The sequence below is a fragment of the Fluviicola sp. genome, from assembly GCF_039596355.1.
In the GTDB taxonomy this organism is placed as follows: domain Bacteria; phylum Bacteroidota; class Bacteroidia; order Flavobacteriales_D; family Crocinitomicaceae; genus Fluviicola.
The window spans coordinates 1-24,713 of the sequence record NZ_JBCNJW010000005.1 but is presented as its reverse complement, the minus strand read 5'-3'; the positions used below and the strand labels follow the sequence as shown (position 1 = coordinate 24,713).

General features: G+C 43.4%; 19 protein-coding genes. 12 read left to right on the top strand and 7 right to left on the bottom strand.

Annotated features, from left to right (window positions below; genetic code table 11):
- Nucleotides 1–49 precede the first annotated feature (49 nt).
- Complete coding sequence (locus ABDV94_RS11400; RefSeq protein WP_343747308.1) at nt 50–2,209, bottom strand: PKD domain-containing protein; 2,160 nt, start codon at nt 2,207–2,209, stop codon at nt 50–52.
- A 426-nt stretch (nt 2,210–2,635) separates the two neighbouring features.
- On the opposite strand from ABDV94_RS11400, the gene ABDV94_RS11395 reads away from it, so the two are divergent.
- From ABDV94_RS11395 to rsmI, 4 genes are all read left to right on the top strand, one after another.
- On the top strand, nt 2,636–3,679 hold the full coding sequence (locus ABDV94_RS11395) for a M42 family metallopeptidase (protein ID WP_343747307.1): 1,044 nt from the start codon (nt 2,636–2,638) through the stop codon (nt 3,677–3,679).
- Between the two features lie 19 nt (nt 3,680–3,698).
- Nucleotides 3,699–4,730, top strand: a complete 1,032-nt coding sequence (locus ABDV94_RS11390; protein WP_343747306.1) for an endonuclease — start codon at nt 3,699–3,701, stop codon at nt 4,728–4,730.
- A 49-nt stretch (nt 4,731–4,779) separates the two neighbouring features.
- Nucleotides 4,780–5,532: an RDD family protein gene (locus ABDV94_RS11385; protein ID WP_343747305.1), complete on the top strand. Its 753-nt coding sequence runs from the start codon at nt 4,780–4,782 to the stop codon at nt 5,530–5,532.
- 128 nt (nt 5,533–5,660) lie between these two features.
- Nucleotides 5,661–6,335, top strand: coding sequence for a 16S rRNA (cytidine(1402)-2'-O)-methyltransferase (gene rsmI, locus ABDV94_RS11380; protein WP_343747304.1), 675 nt, complete (start codon nt 5,661–5,663; stop codon nt 6,333–6,335).
- Nucleotides 6,336–6,525: 190 nt separating this feature from the next.
- On the opposite strand, the gene ABDV94_RS11375 is transcribed toward rsmI, so the two are convergent.
- A complete protein-coding gene (locus ABDV94_RS11375) occupies nt 6,526–7,347 on the bottom strand; it encodes a universal stress protein (protein ID WP_343747303.1) in 822 nt (273 codons plus the stop codon).
- 98 nt (nt 7,348–7,445) lie between these two features.
- On the opposite strand from ABDV94_RS11375, the gene ABDV94_RS11370 reads away from it, so the two are divergent.
- From ABDV94_RS11370 to ABDV94_RS11360, 3 genes are all read left to right on the top strand, one after another.
- Complete coding sequence (locus tag ABDV94_RS11370; protein WP_343747302.1) at nt 7,446–8,495, top strand: zinc-binding dehydrogenase; 1,050 nt, start codon at nt 7,446–7,448, stop codon at nt 8,493–8,495.
- Entirely contained in the window at nt 8,479–8,982 is a 504-nt protein-coding gene (locus ABDV94_RS11365) for a copper resistance protein NlpE N-terminal domain-containing protein (protein ID WP_343747301.1), read from the top strand. Before ABDV94_RS11370 ends, ABDV94_RS11365 begins: the two co-directional genes overlap by 17 nt.
- Before the next feature lie 65 nt (nt 8,983–9,047).
- Nucleotides 9,048–9,914, top strand: a complete 867-nt coding sequence (locus ABDV94_RS11360) for a DMT family transporter (RefSeq protein WP_343747300.1) — start codon at nt 9,048–9,050, stop codon at nt 9,912–9,914.
- A 272-nt stretch (nt 9,915–10,186) separates the two neighbouring features.
- On the opposite strand, the gene aspS is transcribed toward ABDV94_RS11360, so the two are convergent.
- Nucleotides 10,187–11,929, bottom strand: a complete 1,743-nt coding sequence (aspS, locus tag ABDV94_RS11355) for an aspartate--tRNA ligase (RefSeq protein ID WP_343747299.1) — start codon at nt 11,927–11,929, stop codon at nt 10,187–10,189.
- A 336-nt stretch (nt 11,930–12,265) separates the two neighbouring features.
- Here aspS and ABDV94_RS11350 point away from each other — a divergent pair, with 336 nt between their 5' ends.
- Both ABDV94_RS11350 and ABDV94_RS11345 read left to right on the top strand, forming a co-directional pair.
- Nucleotides 12,266–13,057, top strand: coding sequence for a hypothetical protein (locus tag ABDV94_RS11350; protein WP_343747298.1), 792 nt, complete (start codon nt 12,266–12,268; stop codon nt 13,055–13,057).
- 101 nt (nt 13,058–13,158) lie between these two features.
- Nucleotides 13,159–15,075 carry a histidine kinase gene (locus ABDV94_RS11345; protein ID WP_343747297.1) on the top strand — a complete coding sequence of 639 codons (1,917 nt, stop codon included), beginning with the start codon at nt 13,159–13,161 and terminating at the stop codon, nt 15,073–15,075.
- 62 nt (nt 15,076–15,137) lie between these two features.
- Here ABDV94_RS11345 and ppk1 read toward each other — a convergent pair whose 3' ends face one another.
- From ppk1 to trpS, 3 genes are all read right to left on the bottom strand, one after another.
- Nucleotides 15,138–17,228 (bottom strand): polyphosphate kinase 1, encoded by a 2,091-nt coding sequence (ppk1, locus tag ABDV94_RS11340; protein ID WP_343747296.1) that lies wholly within the window; start codon nt 17,226–17,228, stop codon nt 15,138–15,140.
- Nucleotides 17,229–17,421: 193 nt separating this feature from the next.
- Entirely contained in the window at nt 17,422–19,140 is a 1,719-nt protein-coding gene (locus ABDV94_RS11335; RefSeq protein WP_343747295.1) for an ABC transporter substrate-binding protein, read from the bottom strand.
- Between the two features lie 231 nt (nt 19,141–19,371).
- On the bottom strand, nt 19,372–20,340 hold the full coding sequence (gene trpS / locus ABDV94_RS11330) for a tryptophan--tRNA ligase (protein ID WP_343747294.1): 969 nt from the start codon (nt 20,338–20,340) through the stop codon (nt 19,372–19,374).
- 121 nt (nt 20,341–20,461) lie between these two features.
- Between trpS and ABDV94_RS11325 the strand changes: the two genes are divergently transcribed.
- The 3 genes from ABDV94_RS11325 to ABDV94_RS11315 all read left to right on the top strand — a co-directional run bounded on the left by ABDV94_RS11325 (nt 20,462) and on the right by ABDV94_RS11315 (nt 23,631).
- The gene (locus tag ABDV94_RS11325) at nt 20,462–21,217 is read left to right on the top strand and encodes a lysophospholipid acyltransferase family protein (protein ID WP_343747293.1); all 756 of its coding nucleotides are present in this window, start codon (nt 20,462–20,464) and stop codon (nt 21,215–21,217) included.
- A gap of 39 nt (nt 21,218–21,256) precedes the next feature.
- Complete coding sequence (gene gatC / locus ABDV94_RS11320) at nt 21,257–21,550, top strand: Asp-tRNA(Asn)/Glu-tRNA(Gln) amidotransferase subunit GatC (protein WP_343747292.1); 294 nt, start codon at nt 21,257–21,259, stop codon at nt 21,548–21,550.
- A 137-nt stretch (nt 21,551–21,687) separates the two neighbouring features.
- Nucleotides 21,688–23,631, top strand: coding sequence for a hypothetical protein (locus ABDV94_RS11315; protein WP_343747291.1), 1,944 nt, complete (start codon nt 21,688–21,690; stop codon nt 23,629–23,631).
- A gap of 91 nt (nt 23,632–23,722) precedes the next feature.
- Here ABDV94_RS11315 and ABDV94_RS11310 read toward each other — a convergent pair.
- Nucleotides 23,723–24,713, bottom strand: a 991-nt coding sequence (locus ABDV94_RS11310) for a phosphoglycerate kinase (protein WP_343747290.1), incomplete at its 5' end; no start/stop codon positions are given.

Genomic DNA, 24,713 nt, shown 5'->3' with positions numbered 1-24,713 from the left:
CCACCACTCTGAGAAAGAATGGTGGTTGCACGACAAAGGTATGAAATTATTATTTCTTAACGATGCGAATTGTTTGAACCGCTTGTTCCTGAGTTAATTGAATCATGTAAACTCCGTTTTCAACTGAAGACAAATCAATCGCATTTGCTGCGTTGGAAACCATTCCGTTCAGAACTACTTGTCCTGAAGTAGCGATTACTTTGAAAGTAGTCTCCTGGTAAAGATTGGATACGATCAATTTTCCGTCAGTAGGGTTCGGATAAACAGAAACTGCCGCAAGTGCGTTGTCTTCCAATCCTAAACACTCATCAACCAAAATAGTGTTTGTTGCAGTGTTTGAACAGTTGTTCGCATCTGTATAAGCGTAAGTGATTGTTTTTGTTCCAACTCCTGCTGCAGCCGGGTTGAAAGAACCTGCACTAACTCCTGTTCCGGAATAACTTCCTCCTGCAGGTGCACCACCAGTCAATGTAAATGAAGAGTTGTAAACACATACATCTGTGAAGTTACCCAACGTTACGTTTGGCAATGCATTCACCGTTACAGAGAATGTCTGAGCATCTGCCGGACAAGAACCAACCGCTGCAATCGTGTTTGTTACAGTATATGTTCCTGCAGTAGATGCAGACAAATCAATTGCTCCTGAATTGGAGTTGATGCTTAATCCGGTTGTTGACGTGAAAACACCACCGTTTGCTCCAGTAGCGAATACCGGAGACGGATCTGTTGCATCAGCACAGTAAGCTGTCTGAGCATAGCTAAAGGAAGCGTCCGGTGTTGAAGTAATCGTTACGTTCGTGCTGGAAGTTGCCGGACATGTTCCGGATACGGAATGTGTAATGCTGTATGTTCCCACAGTACTGTTTGTAACATCAATTTCTCCCGTTGTAGTGCTCACGAACGTCAAACCTGCCGGCGTTGCACTGAATGTTCCTGTTTCAGTGACCACCGGTGTTTGGTTTCCATCAGAAGAACAGATTGTATTGGATGGATATGAAAATGCGGCGTTGGATGCAGCATTGATCGTCACGGTAGTTGTTTTTGTGTCAGGACATGCACCACCTACTGCATTACTTATGGTGTATGTCCCGGCTGTACTTGCTGCCAAATCAATAACTCCTGTTGAAGTATTGATGGACAATCCTGCAGGAGTTGCACTGAAAGTACCGGCTGTTGTTACCGTTGGTGTAGGATTTGCATCATTGGAGCAATAAGTGGATTGCGCATAACTGAAAGAGGCATCAGCAACAGGGTTAACAGTAATGGTAGTTACAGCAGAAGTAGTAGAACCCCATTGGTTCGTGGCCGTTAAAGTAACGTTGTATGTCCCTGCTGTTGCATACGTGTGAGAAGGGTTTTGCTGTGTAGAAGTTCCATCCCCGAAATTCCAGGTATAAGAAGTCGGGTAATTGGTAGATGTACTTGTAAAGTTTACCGAACCACCTGCACAGATAGTTGTTTGGTTCACAGTGAAAGATGCTTTGGGTACATAAATTAATTCCAGGTCATCGATATACAATGAATCACCAATATCACCAACTCCAGGAGTTTTGTTTGTTGTAAAAGTCGTAAGAATGTATGCTCCGGACAAAGATCCGTTTACATCAAGGAACGGAATAGATAAACGTTGCCATGTATTACCTGCATAAGAAACGTTTAATTGCGCCACAGCTTTACATGTTGTAGTGCTCGTAAGATCATTCGGGTCTTTGAAAGCAACATTCGTGTGAATCGCACAACTTACTCTCGCCTGGTATCCTGAAGTTGTACTAACAGGTTTGTATCTGACCCAAACGACCAGTGAATCCGGAGTGTCTGTAAATGCTTCAGAAAAACTCTGATCTCCTAATACTGTTTTATTGTAATTGGAAGTTGATGTTGCAGTTGCACTTCCGGCATTGATCTTTCCACAAGTCATGTTTCCGTTTGCAGCTACACCAATGATACTTCTACACCAGATTATTGCAGAGTAAGTACCGGCAGAGCCTGGTCTTTTGGAAGAACTTCTGTTAACTTGTTGTCCCGCAACTAATCCGGAGCCAAAGAAGCTTCCTACATCTGCGTTCATAAAGCTGTTCCAGTTCGTAGGTTCAACGGAACTCGTTCCATAGTTATCCCACTGTTCGAAATCACTGTTCCCAATCTGTGTTTGTGAGGTGGCGTTTAAGGTAAGAGATAGTAGAGATAAACTAAGTAAAATTCTTTTCATAGTTTGGAATTTAAGATTCTTCCTAGAATCGGGTTAATAAAGCAAAATTAATCGATTTCTTCAATCGCATTGTTAATTTTTGAATTAGTGGATTTGGCACCCGATGTTATACAAGCAGCCATGTAGAGCCTGCGATATGCACGAGATTAAAAAATGCGTTCAAAACCAATTGTTTAAATGCGGAATCTGACCGTTTATTTGCCGGAATCGAATTACCAAGCATGCATAATAAATTTAGTTGAAAAGAAGTAAAAGTTACCTGAAATACAACCGGATAGAGATTTAACAGGAATTTACAAATTCTTTCATTTGAAGAATAACCGAAGGCACCCGGAATTCTATTAATTTTGGAGCAATGAAGTGAACCTGCAATAGCGGATTTGATTCCGAAAACGGATTGCTTTTCATCAAACAGAATCGAAAGAAATGAATAAAACACTCTTAGCAGAAATATGCAAAACGCCGGGTGCTCCCGGGCATGAAGACCGCGTACGAAAAGTAGTATTGCGCGAAATTGAGTCACTTTGTGATGAAATTACAGTCGACAACATGGGAAATGTATACGCGATCCGGAAAGGAAAATCAAACCAGTCTGTGATGGTAGGTGCGCACATGGATGAAATCGGGTTTATGGTCACACACATTGACGACAAAGGATTTATCCGCTTCACAACCCTGGGTGGTTTTGATCCGAAAACCTTAACTGCTCAGCGTGTAATCATTCATGGAAAAGAAGATGTAATCGGGGTGATGGCTTCCAAGCCGATCCACGTGATGACCCAGGATGAACGAAATAAAGTGGCGAAACTTTCCGATTACTTTATTGATACCGGACTCCCGGCAGAGAAAGTCAAAGAGTTGGTTTCGATCGGTGATGCCGTTACCCGTGAACGCGAATTTATTGAGATGGGCGACTGCTTCAATTGTAAATCGCTGGATAACCGCCTGGCCGTGTTCATTGCGATCGAAGTATTGAAATTGCTGAAAGGCAAAGAATTGCCGCACGATGTATACATGGTATTTACCGTTCAGGAAGAAGTCGGAATCCGCGGAGCAAACGTGGCAAGTTTAAACATCCAACCGTTCTTCGGGTTTGGTTTGGATACCACGATTGCTTTCGATCTTCCGGGAGCTGCGGCACACGAACAAATCACGAAACTGGGAGACGGAACTGCCATCAAGATTATGGATGCTTCCACGATTTGTGATCCAAGAATGGTTCGCTACATGAAGGAAGTGGCAGACCGCAATGAAATCAAATGGCAACCGGAAATTCTTACGGCCGGTGGAACAGATACTGCCGGAATCCAGCGCATGTCGCCCGGAGGTTCCATTGCCGGAGCGGTTTCCATCCCGACACGCCACCTGCACCAGGTAATCGAAATGGCGCATAAGGACGACATCCAGGCAAGTATCGATTTATTGGCCTCATGTTTGCTTGAGTTAGACCAGTTCAAATTAGAATATTAAAATACATAGCTAAATTTCCATGAAAAAGATTGCGCTCTTCTCACTGGCATTGTTCATTTCTTCGGTAAGTGTCTACGCTCAGAAAGGAACCAAAACCGCACTTAAACCGTTTCACAGCAGGGCCATTGTTTCCTACAACGTGGAAAATCTCTTTGATACGATCGATGATCCGAACGTGATTGATGAAGAATTTCTTCCTTCCGGGAAACTGAAATGGACTTCGGAACGATACAACGTGAAGCTCGATCACCTGGTAGAGGCAATTACCATGAACCTGAAAGAGAATCCGATCATCATCGGGTTGGTTGAAATCGAAAACAAGGGAGTTCTGACCGATTTGAAAAATCATGGAAGACTAGCAAAAACCAACTACGGAATTGCGCACAAAGATTCTCCGGATGCACGCGGCATTGACTGTGGGTTGCTATATGACCAGGATTGCTTCAAGCTGATTTCAATGGAAAACCTGACGGTGTCTATTGATTCGATCCCGGATTTTAAAACCCGTGACATCCTCTATGTGAAGGGCGAATTGCAGGGTGGAAAAGTCATTCACCTGTTTGTGAACCACTGGCCTTCCAGAAGAGGTGGTGAGGACGAATCCGAAATCCGAAGAATCCAGGCAGCAAAGGTAGCGCGCGCAAAAGTAGATGCGATTTTGAAGGCTGATCCGAAAGCAAATATCGTTTTGATGGGAGATTTTAACGACCACCCGGACAACAAATCGGTTCAGGACGTACTGAAAGCAAAAGAAGTGACGGATCAAACGGCAGATTTGCTGGATTTGTTAGCAGACGATCACAAAGCCGGAAAAGGAACACATAATTTCAAAGGACAATGGGGTGTTTTGGATCACTTCATTATTTCGAGAGCCATTTATAAAGGATCAAACGGGATCAAACTGGAACCAAACGATGCAATCATTGTGTACGAAGAAAAATTGCTGTTTACGCAAAAAGACGGAAGCAAAAAGCCTTCTACCACTTATGGCGGAAGCAATTATTACGGCGGATATTCCGATCACCTTCCGATTCAATTGATCCTGAAATAACAGCATTTGTTCTTTTAATTTGTATTTTCGGAGGAAGATCTGAGACCATATGAAAACGATTTCTTTTACTACGTCGCAATTCGTTACCATCGATTACGAACTGGCAAGTCCGGTTTACAGGGCGGTTGCTGCGTTTTTGGATCTGATTTTCCTCTGCATTTACTTCTTGCTGGCAAGCTACTTCATTCATCAGAATTTATTCGATCTGGACTGGAATTCCCGAATGAACAGAGACTCGTTTCTGACGGCTTTCCTTATCCGGCTTCCGTGGCTTTTGTACTCTCCGGTGATCGAATACTTTACAAACGGCCGTTCGCTTGGGAAACTGATCATGGGAATCCGTGTGGTGAAAAGTAACGGTGAAACAGCCGGACTCCGCGAATACTTCACCCGCTGGATCTTCCGGATTGTGGATATCTGGGTGGGCGGATTCGGATTTCTGGCACTCCTGGTTTCAGGAACAACGGAAAAAAGACAGCGCATTGGCGACATCATGGCTGATACGGTCGTGATCAAGGTGAAAGACACACAACTCTACGGACTGAAAGATGTTTTGTCGATCAAGAATTCAGATACGCATATTCCGACTTATCCGCACGTGATCCGCTTCTCCGATGAAGATATGCTGCTGATTAAAAATACCATCCTGCGTGTGCAGCGTTACCCCAACCAGGCAAATAAAGATTTCGCAATCGAACTGGCAAATGAGACGGCGCGTTTGATGGGACTTTCTGAAACTCCGCAGAAACGCATGGAGTTTTTAAAAACAGTCCTTCAGGACTACGTGGTATTAACACGTTAAAAGTAGTGCATGAAAGCGTTCAATGGTTGAAAAGTTCAAATTGAACCCTTTAAACTTTTGAACGTGTTTATCGTAAATTAAAAATTCAAATCACGGGAATGCTCGTATAAGACAAATAAAAGAATAGAATGGGTGTGTTGTTTGTTGTTCCGACCCCGGTTGGAAATCTGGAAGATATTACTTTAAGGGCGATTCGTTTGCTGAAAGAAGCAGAAGTGATTTATTCCGAAGATACCCGTGTAACCAAAAAACTGCTCTCTCATCTCGAGATTACGGGAAAACAAATCATCCCGTTTCATGCACATAACGAACACAAACAATTGGAACGCTCCGTGCAGACAGTTCGGGAAAACCTGGTAACCGTGCTTGTTTCGGATGCAGGAACACCTGCTATTTCCGATCCCGGATTTTTGTTGGTGAGAGCCTGCGTGGAAGCTGGTTTGGAGGTCTCCTGTCTTCCTGGCCCCACTGCTTTCGTTCCGGCGTTGGTTGCAAGTGGCTTTCCCTGCGACCGTTTCGTGTATGAAGGCTTTTTACCGCATAAGAAAGGCCGTCAGACCAAATGGCTCTCCTATAAGGAAGAAGAACGCACGGTAGTGCTCTATGAATCGCCGCACCGCATTGTAAAAGCACTGGAAGAATGTGTCAATCTCCTCGGGTCCGACAGAGAAGTATGCGTGGCACGTGAAATCAGCAAACTGTTCGAGCAATTTGTGCGCGGAAGAGCAGAAGATGTCCTGAAACACTTCCAGCAGCATGCCCCGAAAGGAGAAATCGTATTATTGATCAAAGGAATTTCGTAATCCTTTCATTTTTTGAATCGTCCGGTGTCCTTTCGAGTGCCGAAGTGTAACGAAGGTGTATCGAGAAAGGACACTAAAAAACGGAATCGGTAATCCGACTCCGTCAGTTCATTCGACTGTCTTTTTGGTGCAAAAAAAGATATTAAGACCACTAAAGTCCTAATATCTTATATCCTGAAGTCGTAAAGTCTTATTGAGTAATAAACCCGAATTGTGCACCGGATGAGGTATCTTCACCGTCAAGCGTCATCACCGGGATCGAAAGTTCGTTCTGAGCCAGTGATTGAATCAGGCTGGTAGAGAAAATCGTAAACATATCCTGGTAATACGTTGCAGCAAGTAAATCTGCTTTTACTTCGCGGCAGTATTCGATCAATCCTTTTTCGAAATTGCTTTCGTCCAGTAAATGAACCGTTGTTTCCAGGCCGTGATCCTGTAAATATCCGTTTGCAACTTTCAGGTTCACCTCGATCTTTTTCATAAAGATTTCATCCGAATAACGCTGGCCGACCAGGTAAATTTTGGAATTGAAGACCTTTGCTACTTGTGAAGCATATTTCACTACCTGAACACTTTCACGCGCCAGGTCAACGGTCATCACGATGGATTTAATCTTGTGGAAAGACGTGTCTTGCTGCGTGAGTACAATCGGAACATTGCTGTTTGAAACCACCGACATTGCCGGGCTTCCGAAAATCTTCTGCCATGCGGAAGTATTGTGCGTTCCCATAATAACCAGTTGCACACCGATCGAATCAGCAATGAGCCCGATATCCCGCAATACTTTTCCGATTACCACACGCGTAGTGATTTTCACGTCCGGGCTTTGATATTTGGCAGCCAGATCGCGCAGGTTTTTCTCCGCCGGAATACGCTCCTTTGCATGAGCAATAATGTGCAGTAAAACAATGTCTCCATGATTGTATTTCGCCGCATCCAAAGCAAAAACCAAAGCATTTTCGGTTACAGGAGTAAAATCAATCGGAACCAGGTATTGAAACGTAGCTGCCATAGCATCAAATTTAAGTTTGACTAAAAGTAACATTTTTTCTTTTGCAGGCAGGGAGAAATCAAAACAATCTCACTAACTTTTTACTTGTAAATTTGCATATGAAACAGACTGAAGCATTCCATCTGGTAAAAAAGGGCAGCGCCGAATCAGCCTTCGAATTGCGAAGCATGACCTTGCCTGAATTAAAAGACAAGCAGGTTTTGATTGATGTGCAGGCCTTCGGGTTGAACTATGCCGATGTCATGGCTCGTTTGGGTTTGTACCGGGAAGCGCCGCCGATGCCGTGTGTAATCGGGTACGAAGTCGTTGGTGTGATCAGCCAGGTGGGCGCAGGAGTTGATCCGGAACTGCTCGGGAAACGTGTCGTCGGATTTTGCCGCTTTGGAGGTTATTCCAGGCAGGTAATCACAGAAGAATATGCTGTTTCTGTCATTGACGAAATGGACGCCGGAACAGCTTTGTCGCTGGCTACGCAGTTTGTTACGGCTTATTACATGGTTTACCGCTCCGCAAACGTGCAGCCCGGAGAACGCGTGTTGATTCACGCAGCAGCGGGTGGAGTAGGAACAGCACTCATTCAGTTGTGTAAAATGAAAGGGGCACATGTCATTGCCAAAGTAAGTTCGAAGGAAAAAGAAAACCTGGTACGCAATTTGGGAGCAGATGAAACCGTGAATTACAGAGAAAAACCATACGCTGAAACTGTTTCCGCGCTTTTGAATGCAAGCGGGGAACGGCTGGATGTCAGCTTTAACCCGGTTGCCGGTTCGACCTTTAAGAAGGATTGGGGGTTGTTAGGCACCGGCGGAAGGTTGGTGTTATTTGGTGGTTCTGAATTATCAAATGGTAAGTGGGGACTGCTTTCAACGATTAATTTTGTTAGAAAGATGGGTTTCGTTGTACCAATCGGGCTGATGATGCGTTCTAAGTCTATCATTGGTATCAACATGCTTAAAATCGCCGACTTCAAACCACAGGTACTCACTCAATGTTTGAATGAAGTAGTACAGATGGTCAAACAGGGAAAAATTCAACCGATTGTAGGTGGTGTCTACAAGCAGGGAGAATTCGCAAAAGCCCACCGTTTACTGGAGGAAGGCAAAACTGTTGGTAAATTAATAGTTGAGTGGGATGAAAAACCGGATTAATTATTGGGGTATTGCAGTGAGTTCAATGCTATTATTGAACACATCCTGTATTGAACACAGATCGGATGAGAAACCTTATTCGAAAGCAAATGTGGCAAACCAGGAAGAAGAGAAATACCTTCATGACAAAGATTACGATACCTTCCGGATTTATGAAGGAGCTATTCCTTGTGAAGATTGCAGCGGAATCGAACAGCGCCTGGTGGTGAAAGGTGATACTATGGGTATTTTCCGTCTCACGGAAACATATAAAGACGCCACAGAAGATGGCGATGCGACAATTGTTTGCAGCGGCCAGTGGAAAAAGGTCAAGCAAAAAAACCGCGATTTGCTCATTTTATCTCAGGGAACATTGAAAGATTCGGTTCGCAGGATGGAATACGAAATGCGTTCCAATGAATTGATGCAGCGTTCTTTGGATGGGGAATATGTGAAGCATCCAAACCTCTATCAGCTCAAACTGGTTCGGAAATCCAAGTCTGTTTAACGTGAAATTCTCCGCCGAATGCATTCTTGATGTAATTTTGCACCGGTTTTTAAGGAGTAGTTTTTATGAAGTTAAAAGGGTATTTGCTGGCGCTGATATCAGCGGTTTCTTATGGGTTGATTCCCCTTTTTATTCTTCCGGTAAAAGCGCTGCATTTTCCGCTGGACACCACGTTGTTCTACCGTTTTTTCATTTCGGCACTGTTCATCCTGGTATTCCTGATCTATAAAAAGGAATCGCTGAAAATCAACCGGACTGAGTTTCTTATTTTGAGTGTTCTCGGGCTCCTTTACGCCCTTTCTTCCGATTTTTTGTTCTGGGATTATGAATTGCTCACACCCGGAATTGCCTCCACGGTTTTGTTCGTTTACCCCGTTTTCGTGGCGCTGATCCTGGCCTTGTTCTTCAAAGAGAAAATCACCCGCTTTACCTTTATTTCGTTGTTGATTACCTTTTCGGGAATTGTGGTGCTGAGTACCAACGGATCCGATTTCAAAATCAATTTTGCGGGCTTACTCGTCGGAGTGTCGTGTGCCTTGTTCTACGCGATTTACATGGTGATTGTCAACAAAGCGAAGATGAATGTTTCAGGGATCAAAATTACGTTCTATTCGCTGCTTTTTTCGGCGGTCTACTACCTGGTTAAAACTCTTTCGCTGCGAGAACCGTTAGCGCCTTCTCCCGAACTGATTCTGCACATTTCGGTCTTTGCCCTGGTGACAACCGTTTTTTCGATTACAGCGCTCATCTATGCGATCAAATTCATCGGTTCCACACCAACGTCTATCATGGGCGCATTGGAACCCGTTGTGGCGGTTCTGATCAGTGTGTGTTGTTTCGGAGAAATCCTCACCTGGAACCTGATCTTCGGAGTACTCCTGATCCTGGCGGGTGTGATCTTCAACATGGTATTTGAAAACAGGAAACACTAAAATATGCCCAGGTGATTCATCATTTTAGTGCCTGCTAGCAGACACTCTTTATCTTTCCCACAGACTTCGGCGTAAGTTCAGTCGAACGATGCACAGATAATTGGAGGCGCTTTTACCAGTCGCCTCTATATCTACTAAACACGAATAAACTTTGTGTATTTATAAAGATCAAAAGCGAGTGCGGTAGCCGAGCTAATGATTTGCGCATTTGCGGGAAATAAAAACAAAAAGGGGGGACGCATCGCGTCCCCCCTTTTTCTATAAAATCAATCTTATAATTTAATTCCCAATTCTTTCAATTGTGCTTCATCGATCACAGAAGGCGCGTCGATCATCACATCACGTCCGCTGTTGTTTTTCGGGAACGCAATGTAATCACGGATAGAATCCGAACCACCCATGGTTGCAACCAAACGATCCAATCCGAATGCCAGTCCACCGTGAGGAGGAGCACCATATTCGAATGCATTCAACAAGAATCCGAATTGCTCCTGTGCCTGCTCCGGAGTGAATCCAAGCAGTTCAAACATGCGGGACTGCAGCGCGCGGTCGTGGATGCGGATCGATCCTCCACCCAATTCAACGCCGTTCATCGCCAAATCGTATGCATTTGCCCGTACTTTTCCAGGATCGGTATCGATCAAGGCGAAATCTTCCGGTTTCGGAGATGTGAACGGATGGTGCATGGCATGGTAACGCCCGCTTTCCTCATCCCACTCCAACAACGGGAAATCCAAAACCCACAGCGGCTTAAAGTCATCCGGTTTGCGAAGTCCCAGCTCCGTTCCCATGCGCAGACGCAATTCGTTCATCTGCTTGCGCGTTTTATCCAGCGTTCCGCTCAAAACGAAGATCATGTCTCCGGCTTTTGCTCCTGTTGCTTCCGCCCAGGTTTTCAAAGCGGCTTCGTCGTAGAATTTATCGACCGAACTCTTATATGTTCCGTCAGCGTTGCATTTCACGTAAACCAGACCCAAAGCTCCGATTTGCGGACGTTTTACCCATTCCGTGATCTCATCGATCTGCTTGCGGGTATATTCTCCTGCTCCGGTAACCGCAATTCCGATCACCGCTTCTGCATTGTCAAAAATCTGGAAGTTTTTCCCGGCAGAAAGCGCTTTCAAATCCGTAAACTCCATTCCGAAACGGATATCCGGTTTGTCAGAACCATATTTTTCCATTGCTTCCGCATAGGTCATGCGCGGGAAATTTCCTTCGAAAGTGATGCCGCGAACTGTTTGGAACAAATGCTTGATCAAACCTTCAAACATGTTCAGGATGTCTTCCTGCTCCACAAACGCCATTTCACAGTCGATCTGGGTAAACTCCGGCTGGCGGTCAGCACGTAAATCCTCATCGCGGAAACATTTCACAATCTGGTAGTAGCGGTCAAAACCGGAAACCATCAACAACTGCTTGAATGTTTGTGGAGATTGTGGTAAAGCATAAAATTCACCCTGGTTCATGCGGCTCGGAACCACGAAATCACGTGCTCCTTCCGGAGTAGATTTGATCAAATAGGGTGTTTCAACATCCAAAAAGTCTTTTGAATCGAGGTATTTGCGTGTTTCCAAAGCAACCTGGTTACGCAGACGTAATTTTTGCTGCACCGGGTTTCTTCTCAAATCCAGGTAGCGGAATTGCGCACGCAACTCTTCACCACCGTCCGTTTCGTCTTCAATCGTGAAAGGAGGCGTTTTCGCCGCGTTCAAAAGTGTCAGTTCCGAAACCTTGATTTCGATGTCTCCCGTTGGAAGATTGGCATTTTTACTGCTTCGCTCAATCACGGTTCCTTTTACCTGGATTACAAATTCGCGTCCCAGTTTTCGGGCCTGCAAGCACAACTCACTGTTTTCTTCCATGTTGAAAGCCAACTGCGTAATTCCGTAACGATCTCGTAAATCGACGAAAGTCATCCCTCCCAGATCGCGGGACTTTTGTACCCAACCTGCTAATGTTACTTCTTGTCCGATGTGCGAGGCGCGTAATTCGCCGTTCGTGTGTGATCTATACATGTGCTTGAAATTTATCGCGATATAATTGTTATCGGCGCAAAATTAACGAATGTCGGAGAGCTTTGAAGCCCGTTCGGATGATTTTTTAGCCACTAAATTGCACGGAAGCCGATTTTTCAGCGAGTTCAACGGATTCCGATAGATTTCCGGATCGTGATTTTTGAAAATTTTCAAAAAAATTTTCAGATTTAAATTAGTGATAATGAGGTTGTTTTAAGTTTTTTTGAAATTTTTTTCATTGCTGCTGTAACAAAAACAGAAACGAGATGGTCATACGATCGAAAAGCCCGAAGGACTTAATTAAAACACAAAAACAGAAAACTAAAAATAAGAGATATGAAAACAGGTTTATTTATCACATTTATATTCTTCGTATTTGGATTCAGCTTCAGCCAGGAAGACCCGGACACTACACGCATCCAATTGAAAGAAAAATTGATTTTGATTATCAAAAACTCTTCAGAGAAGGATACGATTGATGCGGCTCCGGAAGAAAAAGAACTGAAACATTTCGAAGCACACTGGGCAGGATTGGAATTCGGGCCGACCGTTTTACTGAACAGCGGAATGAAGAGCAGCTTCCCGAACGACAAACAGTGGGAAAATGACCCGGGGAAATCGTTTAGCTGGAACTTCAACTTTGCAGAATACAAATTCAAGATCTACAAAAACTACATCGGGATCACTACCGGTTTGGGGATCAACTGGACACAAATCGGCTTGAAAAACAACTTGCTGTACGCTAACTCCGACTCCCTGTGGGTGATAAAAGATACCGTGAACGATTACAGAAAGAACAAATTGAGAGCCATTTACCTGACAGCTCCGTTGATGGTTGAATTCTGTTCAAACGGAAAATCAGACAAAGGATTTTATCTTGCTGCCGGTGTGATTGGTGGAGTGAGAATCGGTTCCAGTACCAAACAGGTGATCGAACAAGATAAATCGAAAGATAAAACGAAAACAAGAGGTGTTTACGGATTAAATGCCTTCCGCCTGGATGCAGCTGTGAAATTCGGTTATAAAGACATCGGGGTGTTTGCAAATTACAACTTGCTGCCCCTGTTTGATACTGATAAAACAGTTGGAGTTTACCCGCTGACTTTTGGACTAACACTCAATATTTAGCGGATTTAGATCATAAGTAATAAAGCACGGAAAAGGAGTTCATCGCGGTGAGCTCCTTTTCTTTTTGGTCTCAAATAACTTTCAATCGTTTTTTGCTAACTTTGAGCGAGAACTATATGATGCGCTTATTCTTTTGTCTGTTATTGATCGGTTTGGCTGAAGTCCTTCATGCACAATCCAAATGCACGTGTGAGTCCATGCAGGATTACATCGCGCAACGGGATTTTGACAGTACCGTTAAGCACAAGCCGAATAACTTATGGAAGTTCGCAAAATCACTGGAAACAGATAAAAACCCGAGATGTTTGGCATTTTCTTTCCAGTTGAAGGCACAGGTCCAACTAAAAAACGGCCAGTTGGAAGATGCCCGCAAAAGTCTCGACCGCGAAAAGTTTCTTTTGGATAGCATCCGCTGCAAGCAGGCAAGCTACGTAGAAAACAACCTCACATCAGGAGATTTGTCGATGCTTCACGGGGAATACGAAGCGGCTGTTTCTGCTTATTCCAAAACATTACGCATTCTTCAGAAAGCCGGGAACAATGCCATGTTATCGAGAGCTTATCTTGGATTGGCAGGAGCTTACGGGCGGCTCAAAGACAAAGACAAAGCAACGTATTACGTTGGTTTGGCACACCCGATTGTGACTGTTCTGACGGATAACGAAACGAAAATCGACCTGCTTTCACAACTTTCCGCACGATATTACAAACTCTACCAGCTGAATAAGGACAAAAACTACCTGGATTCAGCGCAGCACGTGGTTTCGTTTTCATACGTTCTGGCGCGGAAAATGGAGTACACCGAAAGTTATCTGCAGATTTACAATCTCTTTGAAGATCACGCCTACTACAACCGGAATTTCCGTTTGGCATTGCAATACCTGGATAGCGCACTGCTTCAAACCAACCCGGTGTATGACCTGAAGGAACGCAGCGCGATCTACGGTGACATGTCGGATATTTACCTCGAACTCAAAAAATACGACAAAGCATACCAGTTTGCAGATTCAAACCTGGTATATGCCCAAAAGATCGGTGATCCGTATGATGTGACCAATGCATTGGAGTTGTTGTACAATTGTGCAAAACTCAGCGGAGAATACGAACGGGCGCTGGCAGTTTATGAAGACTTGTCCAAAATGAAGGACAGCGTTTTGAAATTGCAGAATGAGCGTGCCCTGAGTCAGCTGGAGGAGAAATACCACCAGGTGCGCAAAGAGAAATCGGATGCGGAATATGAACAGGATAAGCGCTTGTTGCAGCAGCAGCAGCAGATTGGAAACCTGAAATGGCGTCTGATTCTCGTGGGAAGTATCATTTTTGCTCTTCTTGCAGCCTATGTACTGATGGTTTTCCGCCAGAAATCCATGAAGCAGAAACAAAAGCGCCTGGAAATCCGCCAGCGTTTGAACCAGGCACGCATCAACCCGGATTTCATTTACAATGCCCTGCATCAGCTTCAGAATGAAGGCACAGCACAAGGGGCGGATTACAAAAAGCAGATCCAGTCGTTTTCCAAATTGCTGAAACAGGTGTTGGACAGCACATACGATGATTTTATGACACTCGACCGTGAAATCGAGTTTCTGACCTTCTATCTGACTTTGCAGCGCGACCGATCCAAACAGGCTTTTGATTTTTCCTTCCAGGTTGATGAACAGCTGGATCCGGCAAACGTGTGTCTGCCAACGATGATCTTGCAGCCTTTTGTGGAAAGTACGGTGCTGGAAGGGTTCTCGAACCTGAATCGCCGTGGAGAACTGAAAATTCGTTTTTCCCTGAAAGGATTGAATGAATTGGCTATTGTGATTGAAGACAATGGAAAAGGATTGAAAGCGATCGATTCTTCCAGGGCTTCAGAGATCATTAACGACCGCCTTTACCTCTTGAATAAACTCAACAAAACGAGTTCTTCTTACCTCATTCGCGAACGATCCGGAGGTGGAGTTTCCGTAGAAATTTTCATTCCGCTGATCACCAAAGCATACGCAGACGAGTTGAAGAAAGAAGGGTTCTAGGTAATGCCGAATGAGGTTAGTTCCGAATTACGAATAAAACCAATCTGGATTTTGCTATCTTTTTAAACCTGTTGAGTCTGGCTCTTTTTCGCAGCTGCTTCAGCTTCTTTTTTCTGGTCGATCAAATGATGATAGTAATGCTGTAGTTCGACCTGTGAGCGAATGATTGCTTCGTGTCCGCTTGCCTCTTTGTAGTTGTTTTTCTGTAATTTATCAATAATACGAGCTTTTTCCCGGTCGCTCCACTGCATCGCGAACAACAGTTTGATTTGTTCCTGGATTGCGGTGTCGTAAATCGGTGTTCCGACTTCGATCCGTTTGTCCAGGTTTCGCTCCATCCAGTCGGCAGAAGTAATAAAATACAGCGGATTATCATTGTTTCCGAAAACCAATAAACGGGTATGCTCCAGAAACCGGTCGACAATACTGATAATCTCGATATTCTGGCTCAAGCCCTTGATTCCCGGAACAAGGCAGCAGATTCCGCGCACGATCAGTTTGATTTTAACCCCGTTTTGAGAAGCTTCATAAAGCTTGTCAATCAATTGGGAATCAACAAGATTGTTGATTTTGATATAGATAAATGCCGGGAGCCCGTTTTTCGCATTTTTTGTTTCGTTATTGATCAGCTGCAGGTACTTTCTGCGGGCATTGATCGGTGAAACAATGAGTGTTTTAAACTGGTGGTTGTGCAATGCGTGCTCCATAATGTGGAAAACCTGGCTTACCTCGTGGGCAATTTTCTTATTCACCGTGAGAAGTCCGAGGTCGGTATAAACCTGCGCGGAACGCTCATTAAAGTTACCGGTTCCAACATACGTTATCAGCTGTTCCTTTTTGTCCGATTGACGTTTGATCTGGATGAGTTTGGAGTGAATTTTCAGGTGCTCAGGACCAAATAGGACCTTCGCTCCCTCTTCTTTCATCCGTTCTGACCATAAGAGGTTATTTTCTTCGTCAAAGCGTGCTTGTAATTCCAGTACCACGGTCACGTCTTTCCCGTTTCGAACGGCATTCACCAGGGCGTTCATTACCTGTGAATTTTGTGCTACGCGGTAAATATTGATCTTGATCGACACCACTTTCGGGTCGATGGCTGCTTCACGGAGTAAATCTACCAGGTGGTCGAAGCGGTGATACGGGTAATGTAACAGGACATCTTTCTCCAGCACGACCTTGATGAGGCTGTTCTGTTTGTAAAAGCTCGGATGATCTGCCGGTTTGTATGCCGGATAAACAAAATCGGTGTTCCCGAAATCCGGGAATTTCATGAAATCCTTGAAGTTGTGGTATTTTCCGCCCGCAATGGTATTGATCCCGAACGTTAGGTTCAAACTCTTGATGAGCATTTCCAGCAAATCCTGCGGCATGCGGTGGTCATACACTAAGCGCACCGGTTCTCCTTTCTTCCGCTGCTTGATGCTCTTCTCCATTTTTTCAATGAAAGAAAGCGAAACGTCGTCATCGAGGTTCAATTCGGCATCACGCGTAAACTTAAAGGTAAACGCTTCGATAGTGTCAAACGAGAAAATAGGGAAGATATCGGCCAAATGAAGGCGGATGATGTCATCAATCAGGATCACCCCTTTTCCTTTTTCGGATTCGAGAATGTAAAACCGGGAAACGCGGCTCGGAACTTCAATCAGGGCAAAACGCGCTTTTCTTTTATCGTCCCATTCCATCCGCACTGCGAGGTAAATGGCTTTGTCGCGCAAGCGTGGAAACGGCATTTTTTTGTCCAGGAGCACCGGAACAATATCGTGGATAACGGAAGAGAAGAAATAGCTCTTCAATTCCAGTTTCTGTCTGTCGTTGACAGTTGTTTCGTCGTAATGACGGATTCCGTTCAGTTTGAGTTTGTGGAGAATAGAAGCATAGGCATGTTCAAACTTGCGCTGCTGCTTGATCACCACGTTTCGAATCTCTTCAAATAGTTCTTCCGATGTTCCTTTGTAGCCGTCCACTTTCTGGTCTCCGACCTGGATCATTCGTTTGATATTCGCCACACGCACACGGTAAAACTCATCCAGGTTGTTGGAGTAGATTCCGAGGAATCTCAAACGCTCCACCAGTGGAACATCATCATCCAAAGCTTCCTGTAAAACACGGTCGTTGAATGAAAGCCAGCTTAATTCGCGGTTAAAGTATTTCATTGAATGAGATTTGTTTTTTGCGGTATTTATTCCGTGATTTCGTACCATGTTTTCGAATATGGCGACAAACTTAGTACGGAGCTTTTGATTCTAAGTTACTAAAATTTTGAGATTGTGTTAACAGAATAAAAAAAGGCAATCCGCCCTGGACTGCCTTTAACTTTTGCAAGCTGAGAGTTAGTTAAAAATTAAATTATTCAGAACCCCTTGGTTCTTTGATAAAGATAGAAGAAAAATCTAAATTTTCCAACGAATTTGTTTTAAAATTTCGCACCCGTGAATTGATCATTGTAATGAAATCGTCATTGATCAATGGAATCACCACCGCATCGTTCACAAGCTGCTGGTCACATTCAACCATAATGTCTGTGCGTTTCTGTGGATTTTGTTCCTTATTGAGGCGTTCGTAGAGGTTGTCGAAAGTAGAGCTTCTGTATTTGAATGGGTTCATGAATTCCGAATCCATGTTGGCATATTTTCCATAGAACAGGCTCAGGAAGCTCTCACCGTCCGGGTAATCTGCAATCCATCCGGAAATCCATAAAATGGCCTTCCCGGATTTCACGTATTGGTTGCGTTTGTCAAAATCAACCAGTTCTACCAAAACGGAAATGCCCAGGTTCTGCTTCAATTGCGCGGCAATTCCTTTTGCCAGTGAGTGATTTGCCGCGTCTGCATTTCCGCTCACATAAATGGTCATCACCGGAAAACCTTCTCCATTCGGAAAACCAGCCTGTGCGAGCAGGGATTTGGCTTTTGCTACGTTGTACTCCGGCCCTTTCACCCGGTTGGCAGGGAAAAACTCCGTGTTGGGGATGAACCCGTTCAAAACCGGGTAGCCCTCTCCAAGCAGGGTATGGTTCACCAAATCCACGCGGTTAATAGCGTGATTGAAGGCCTTTCTGACGCGCACATCTTTGAAAATAGGATTGCGCTGAGACATCCCCAAAAAAGTAACCGAAAAGGATTGTTTTGAATCTACTTTGTGTTTCACTGTTTTCCCTTCCTGTGCTTCTTTCAGGGAACCGAGGATATTGTCTACCTCTTCCGTTGGAATCTCCAGTACCAGGTCAATTTTCCGCTCCCGGAAAGCAATGAGTTCACTGCGTTTGTTCTTGGTGTAGCTCAATTCAATTCCTGCCAGGAAAGGAAGTTGGTTCCCAAACTGATCTTTCGCCCAGTAATGCGGGTTTCGTTTGAGTTTCAATCCTTTGCTGCTGTGAGCTTCCAGCATAAACGGACCTGTTCCCACCGGGTGCTTCCGGATTTCATTTTTATAAAAGTCATACGCTTCTTTTGGGAACACGCCGAAACCAGAATAGGTGAGGAGCTTGTCAAATCCTGCAAAAGCCTCTACGAGGTTGATGCGGACTTTGTATTTGTCTACGACCTGGATTCCGGAAACGCCGCCCGGCTTCAGTTGTTTTTTGGTTGCGTCATTATAAGCTGCGGCTCCCACCACGCGGTCGTGGAGCATAAAGCTCACATCGTTGATCGCCAACCCGCTGCACGACATGTCGAGTGTGAATTTGACATCTTCCGCGGTCAGTTCCCGGCCTTCTCCGTCCAGGCATTCATCCGGGTGGAAATAGATTCCTTTGCGGATGGACAAGGTATAGGATTTTCCATCCGGGGAAACAGTAAAGCTCTCCGCAACAGACGGAATGACTTTTGACCCGGAAGCATCCAGCCGTAAAATGGGGTCAAAGATCTGGGAAGTAATTCGTTGTGTGTAAATCGTAGTGGCCTGGAGAGGAAATAATGCCTCGATTTTTTCGGATGACATGAACCGGAATTCACCGCCATATCTTGCCCCTCCGATGGCTTTCAGATTCTCCACATTGACTGAATCATCCGAACATCCAGCAGTTCCCAGAGCGAGCACGGAAATAAGAACAACCTGTTTAAACATAGTAAGTATGTTGTAGTGCTTCACAAAAATAACATTTAAATCAATTTTTGCTAATGCGTGAGCAATATACCCGGAATATGCTTCCGGCAGATGAAATCCTTAAAAAAGGCAAAAGCCCCTAAGAGGAGCTTCAGCATGTTGGTTTAATAAGAGTAGTTTATGTTGGTGTAACATAAGTTGACTCAAATATACTAATTTTTGATTAAACGGTATCGTTTATTAAAAATATTTTTAGTAACCAATTTTGTTCCTAACACGTTTTAGTGTTTCCTGTGCGATCAATCTTGCTTTAGAAGCCCCCATTTCTAAGGCTTTATCAATTTGAGATTTATCGGCCATCAAGGCATCGTATTTTTGTCTTTCGGCAGAAAATTTATCCAGGATGAGCTCCAGCAATGCTGTTTTCGCATGTCCGTAGCCGTATCCGCCAGCCAGGTAATTTGCCCGCATGGTTTCAACCTGTTCTGCAGAAGCCAGTAATTCATACAATCTGAAAATGTGACAGGTATCCGGATCTTTCACGTCTTCCAGTCCCTTGCTGTCTGTCAGGATCGACATCACTTGTTTTTTCAATTGCTTTTCCGGCAGGAAAATGTTGATGATGTTATTGCGGGATTTACTCATTTTCTCCCCGTCTGTTCCCGGAACGATTTTGGTTTCTTCGTTAATACGCGCTTCCGGAAGCACAAAGCTTTCTCCCATCTGGTTGTTGAACTTCGAAGCTACATCCCGCGTAATCTCGAGGTGTTGCGACTGATCTTTTCCTACAGGAACCAGTTCGGCATCATACAAAAGAATATCCGCAGCCATCAGGATCGGGTAGGTAAACAAACCAGAGTTTACATCACTTAAATAATCGGCTTTGTCTTTAAAGCTTGTTGCAAGTGTCAATCGCTGATACGGATAAAAACACAACAAATGCCACATCAATTCCGAAACTTCAGCTACGTCACTTTGTCTGTAGAACGTCGTTTTTTCAGGATCCACGCCGCACGCCAACCAGACAGCAGCCGTAGAATACGTATTTTCACGCATCACTTCAGAATCTTTGATCTGAGTCAAAGAGTGTAAATTCGCTATGAAGAGGAAAGAATCGTTTTGCGGATCTTTCGACATTTCAATAGCAGGTAAAATCGCGCCGAGCAAATTCCCCAGGTGAGGAGTGCCCGTACTTTGAATACCCGTTAGAACTCTGGCCATTTGAATTGTTTTTTCGCGAATTTACTTGTTTCCGTCCGCTTAATCGAATGAAATCCTTAGAATTTCGAGATTGTCCCGTTTTTTGTTGCGGATTTTTCATCGGAAGCGTTATTTTTGAGAGGTGAAGCAGGTCTTAGGAGTCTTAAGTTTATGTTATAAGTTGCACGTCGGACTGGTCTTCGTTGCAACGTTGCTTTTCTTCTACCCCTTTATTTTCATTACTCTGAGCCGCGTTTCCTGGAGGAAATGGAGTTTCCCGATCAATGTGGCCTGGAGTTTTACCATGCGGATCTTTTGCCTGATCTGGGTACACCGCGTCCGGAAGGTAAAATTGCCGAAAGGACCATACCTGATCGTGTCGAACCACACTTCTTACTTTGATATTTTCATCATGTATTCCCTGTTGCCGCGCCACCGGTTTTTGTTCATGGGGAAAAGTGAAATTCTGAGTTATCCGCTGGTAAAGACCTTTTTCAAGCGCCTGAATATCCCTGTTTACCGCAAAGATCGGATGAAAGCTGCGAAATCATTTATCCAGGCAAAGAATGCGATCAACAGCGGGTGGTCGATTGTTATTTTCCCGGAAGGCGGCATTCCCGATTACGACCTGCCTCAAATGGTTCCCTTCAAAGACGGGGCCTTCAAATTGTCTAAAAATGCTCAGATTCCCATTATTCCGATTACATTCATTGACCATTACCACATGTTCTCCGATCCGGATCAGGTGATGGGCTATGCTCACCCTGGAATTTCGCGGGTATACATGCACGACATGATCTCTGTGAAACAGCAAAACGAACTCTCCGAATCCGAATTGTCCGATTACGTATTCAACACCCTGGCCGGACCTTTGCGGGAAAGAGGTTTAATGAAGTGAAGGAAAGGGCAATTCGTACAAATTTTGTAATTTTGCATCATGGAAAAGATTTCAGAAGAAACAATTGATCACATTGCACACCTTTCAAGACTGCGTTTTGAAGGAGCTGCAAAAGTTGCTATCCGTGAAGACCTGAATAAAATCATCGGGTTTATGGGGAAATTGTCTGAACTTCCGACGGATGATGTGGAACCGCTGATCTTTATGAGTGACGAGGTGAATGTACTTCGCGACGACGAACCGGAAGTAACCATCACACAAGCAGAAGCATTGAAAAATGCACCAAAAAAAGATTCCGATTATTTCCGCATTGCAAAGGTGTTGGAGAAGTAAGTTCTAATTCAAACTTGTTTTCCATTTCCAGGTGCTGATTTAGAGATTCTTAGGAAAAAATTTGCACGAATTACTTTTTTGAATAGATTTACTATTATTATGTCTGATGGGCTCGACCTAATCTTAAATTAGACATAATGAATCGAGAAAGTAATGGGGCGGAAATTGACCGTCTTTTAAAAAGGAAGGATTTTGCTACTCTTTATAATTCATTTGTTGAAAAGGATCTTTCATCAAATGAATTATTAGTCTTTTATTTAAAAAATCAGAAAGTTCTTTTTTCTTCTGCTGTATTTTGGAATGCAGAGTTACCACACTTTCATTTAAGAGAAATCCTGGATAGTAGTGTAAAAGTACATTTCATTAAATCTTATCTCTCAGAAGGTGAGAATTGTAACCATGCTTTAAATCAATATCTTTCCTCAATAGCAAAAGAGGATTTTATCAGGTTTATCAAACTTTTGGGTGCATTTAAGCATGCTAATTTCCTAACCTCGTTAAAAGAACTTTCGGAGAATGACTCGGAATTACAAAATGTGGTCAAGGAATTTGAGATCATTTTAATGCTTCAAAAGCGACTTGAAAAAGAAATCAAGGAAGATGAGCATTTTGTTCTTCAATATTCTTTTGGAGAAATTGCTCTTGCTTTTTCATTATACCATGAAGATTTTAAGTTATCCCCTGAAACATTAGGTAACAGAAACAAACAGGTTGCTTATGAAATGACATTAGTTAACGCACTAAACAACCTATTTTCCTTGTTTAAGGGAACGCCAAAAATGACATTTAAAAATCCAGGTCATCAATTTGACCCTGAGACTATTTTTCCTTTTATCAAAAGATTGATTCAAAGAACCAGTCAAATAAATGCTATCGAACTTTATCAAAGCGGTTATTTGAATTTTCAAAGTGTCTCAATTATAGCTCCACTGAAAACGAATGAAAATTATTCTCGATTTAAGATCAATGATTTGAAATCAGAATTGGAAGAGTATTATTTGTGTGGGTTTGATTTAATTACAATGGTCAATAAAAAGGATATATCAGGAGCTATAAAGTTTTGGGAATTCTATAATTTGCCTCAGACAGTCGGAGATGTGGATATTCGCAAACTCTTGAAATTTCTTCGTTGTTATTCGATTGATATTCCCAATGATGGCATTAGAGTATTTGATTACGAGCAATTATTGGATAGTATTTCAGAAACATTCGAATGGACAAGAGAAGAAGCACAGTCAATATTATCTGATTTCACATTTGATATTCATGCAAAGAAATATGCTAAAAATTGGCTTGAAAAACCCTTTATAAGGGAAGAAGCCAAGCTATTTTGGTTAGGAACGTTTCTAAAAGACAGACGTTGGGAAGTTATTCTTTTAAATCGTTTAAAAAGAGAACAGGGAAATTTGCTTTCGGAGAACTTTGAAAGAAAGATTGAAGAAGTTTTTAGAGCCAGGGATTTTAAAACAATTAGTAGAGAGAAGTTCAAATCTTCCAACGGAGAACAGGGAGATTTTGATGTTTTAGCTTTCAAGGATCATTGCTTACTTGTCTGTGAGGCGAAAACAAGAACAAGAAGCGATGACTTTATCCATGCAGCAGAAACAGAAGCAATGAATTTAGAAGGAAAAGCTGTTTTTCAATTAGAAAAAGCTGTTCGAAATATACGGGATAATTGGGATTTTCTGAGAGAGAAATTAGGAATTGAAGAAAAGATTGAACTTGATTCAATGGAGATTATTCCACTTATTATAACTGATTTTTTTGAAGGAGATTTACGTCTTTACGAGGGTTTTTATAAAGTTTCTTTATTGGAATTGGATGTCATTATAAACAATAGGAAAAAAGAATTGTACGATCCGTATCGAAGTATAAAAACAATTACGGATAGAAATAATTCAAGCTTTTTATTTGAGACAAATGCTGCGTCTGAAAATGATGATTTATGGAATGGCGAAACAGAATGTTCTGTAAAAACACTGATCAAAAATATTCAACAAAACACTGTTTGGAAAGACTTGGAAAGAGTGTGGAAATTTGAACCAGAGTCTATGTGGTTAGATTATCGAATTGAATCGTGAAATCTCAAACAGAATATAATCCTCAACCAAAAGAAAAAATCCCGATGAATTGCTCATCGGGATTTTCTATATGAAAGAAATATTCTTTGTATTATGATCTGATCGCCTTAATCCCTGGCAATTCGATTCCTTCCAGGTATTCAAGCATGGCACCACCACCGGTAGAAACGTAGCTTACCTTGTCTGCCAGTCCGAATTGGTTGATTGCTGCAACAGAATCGCCACCACCAATCAACGAGAATGCGCCTTTTTCAGTTGCTTTCACAATGGATTGAGCTACTTCAACCGTTCCTTTCTGGAAATTGCTCATTTCGAACACACCCATCGGGCCGTTCCACAAGATCAATTTGGAATTTTCAATGATTTCCGCACATGCTTTGATCGATTCCGGACCAACATCCAGACCCATCCATCCCGCCGGAATCGCACCGATCGGAACCAACTGTGTACTTGCATTATTATCGAATTTATCTGCCACAACCGTGTCGGTCGGAATATACAGGTTCACGCCTTTCGCTTTTGCTTTCGCCAGAATATCGTTGGCAACAGTCAGGAAATCGTCTTCTACCAGCGAACTTCCTACGCTTCCGCCTTGCGCTTTCACAAAGGTATACGCCATTCCTCCACCTACGATGAGGTTGTCTACTTTTTCCAGCAAACGCTCAATGATCGTAATCTTAGAAGAAACTTTCGCCCCACCCACGATTGCGGTCAACGGTTTTTCGTCGCTGTTCAAAACGCGGTCTACGCTCTTGATTTCAGCCTCCAGCAGGTAACCGAACATTTTGTCATTCGGGAAAAACTTAGCCACAACAGTCGTCGAAGCATGTGCGCGGTGAGCCGTTCCGAATGCATCGTTTACATAGCAGTCTCCGTGTTTTGCCAAATCTTCGGCAAAGGATTCCGTTCCGGCAGTTTCCTGCTTGTAAAAACGCACGTTTTCCAAAAGCAATACCTCTCCCGGCTTCAGGTTAGCACTCATTTCAAAGGCACTTGCACCGATGCAGTCAGAAGCAAATTTGATGGATTTCCCCAGCAGGCTTTCAATTCTCCCGGAAATGTGTCTCAAAGAATACTTGTCT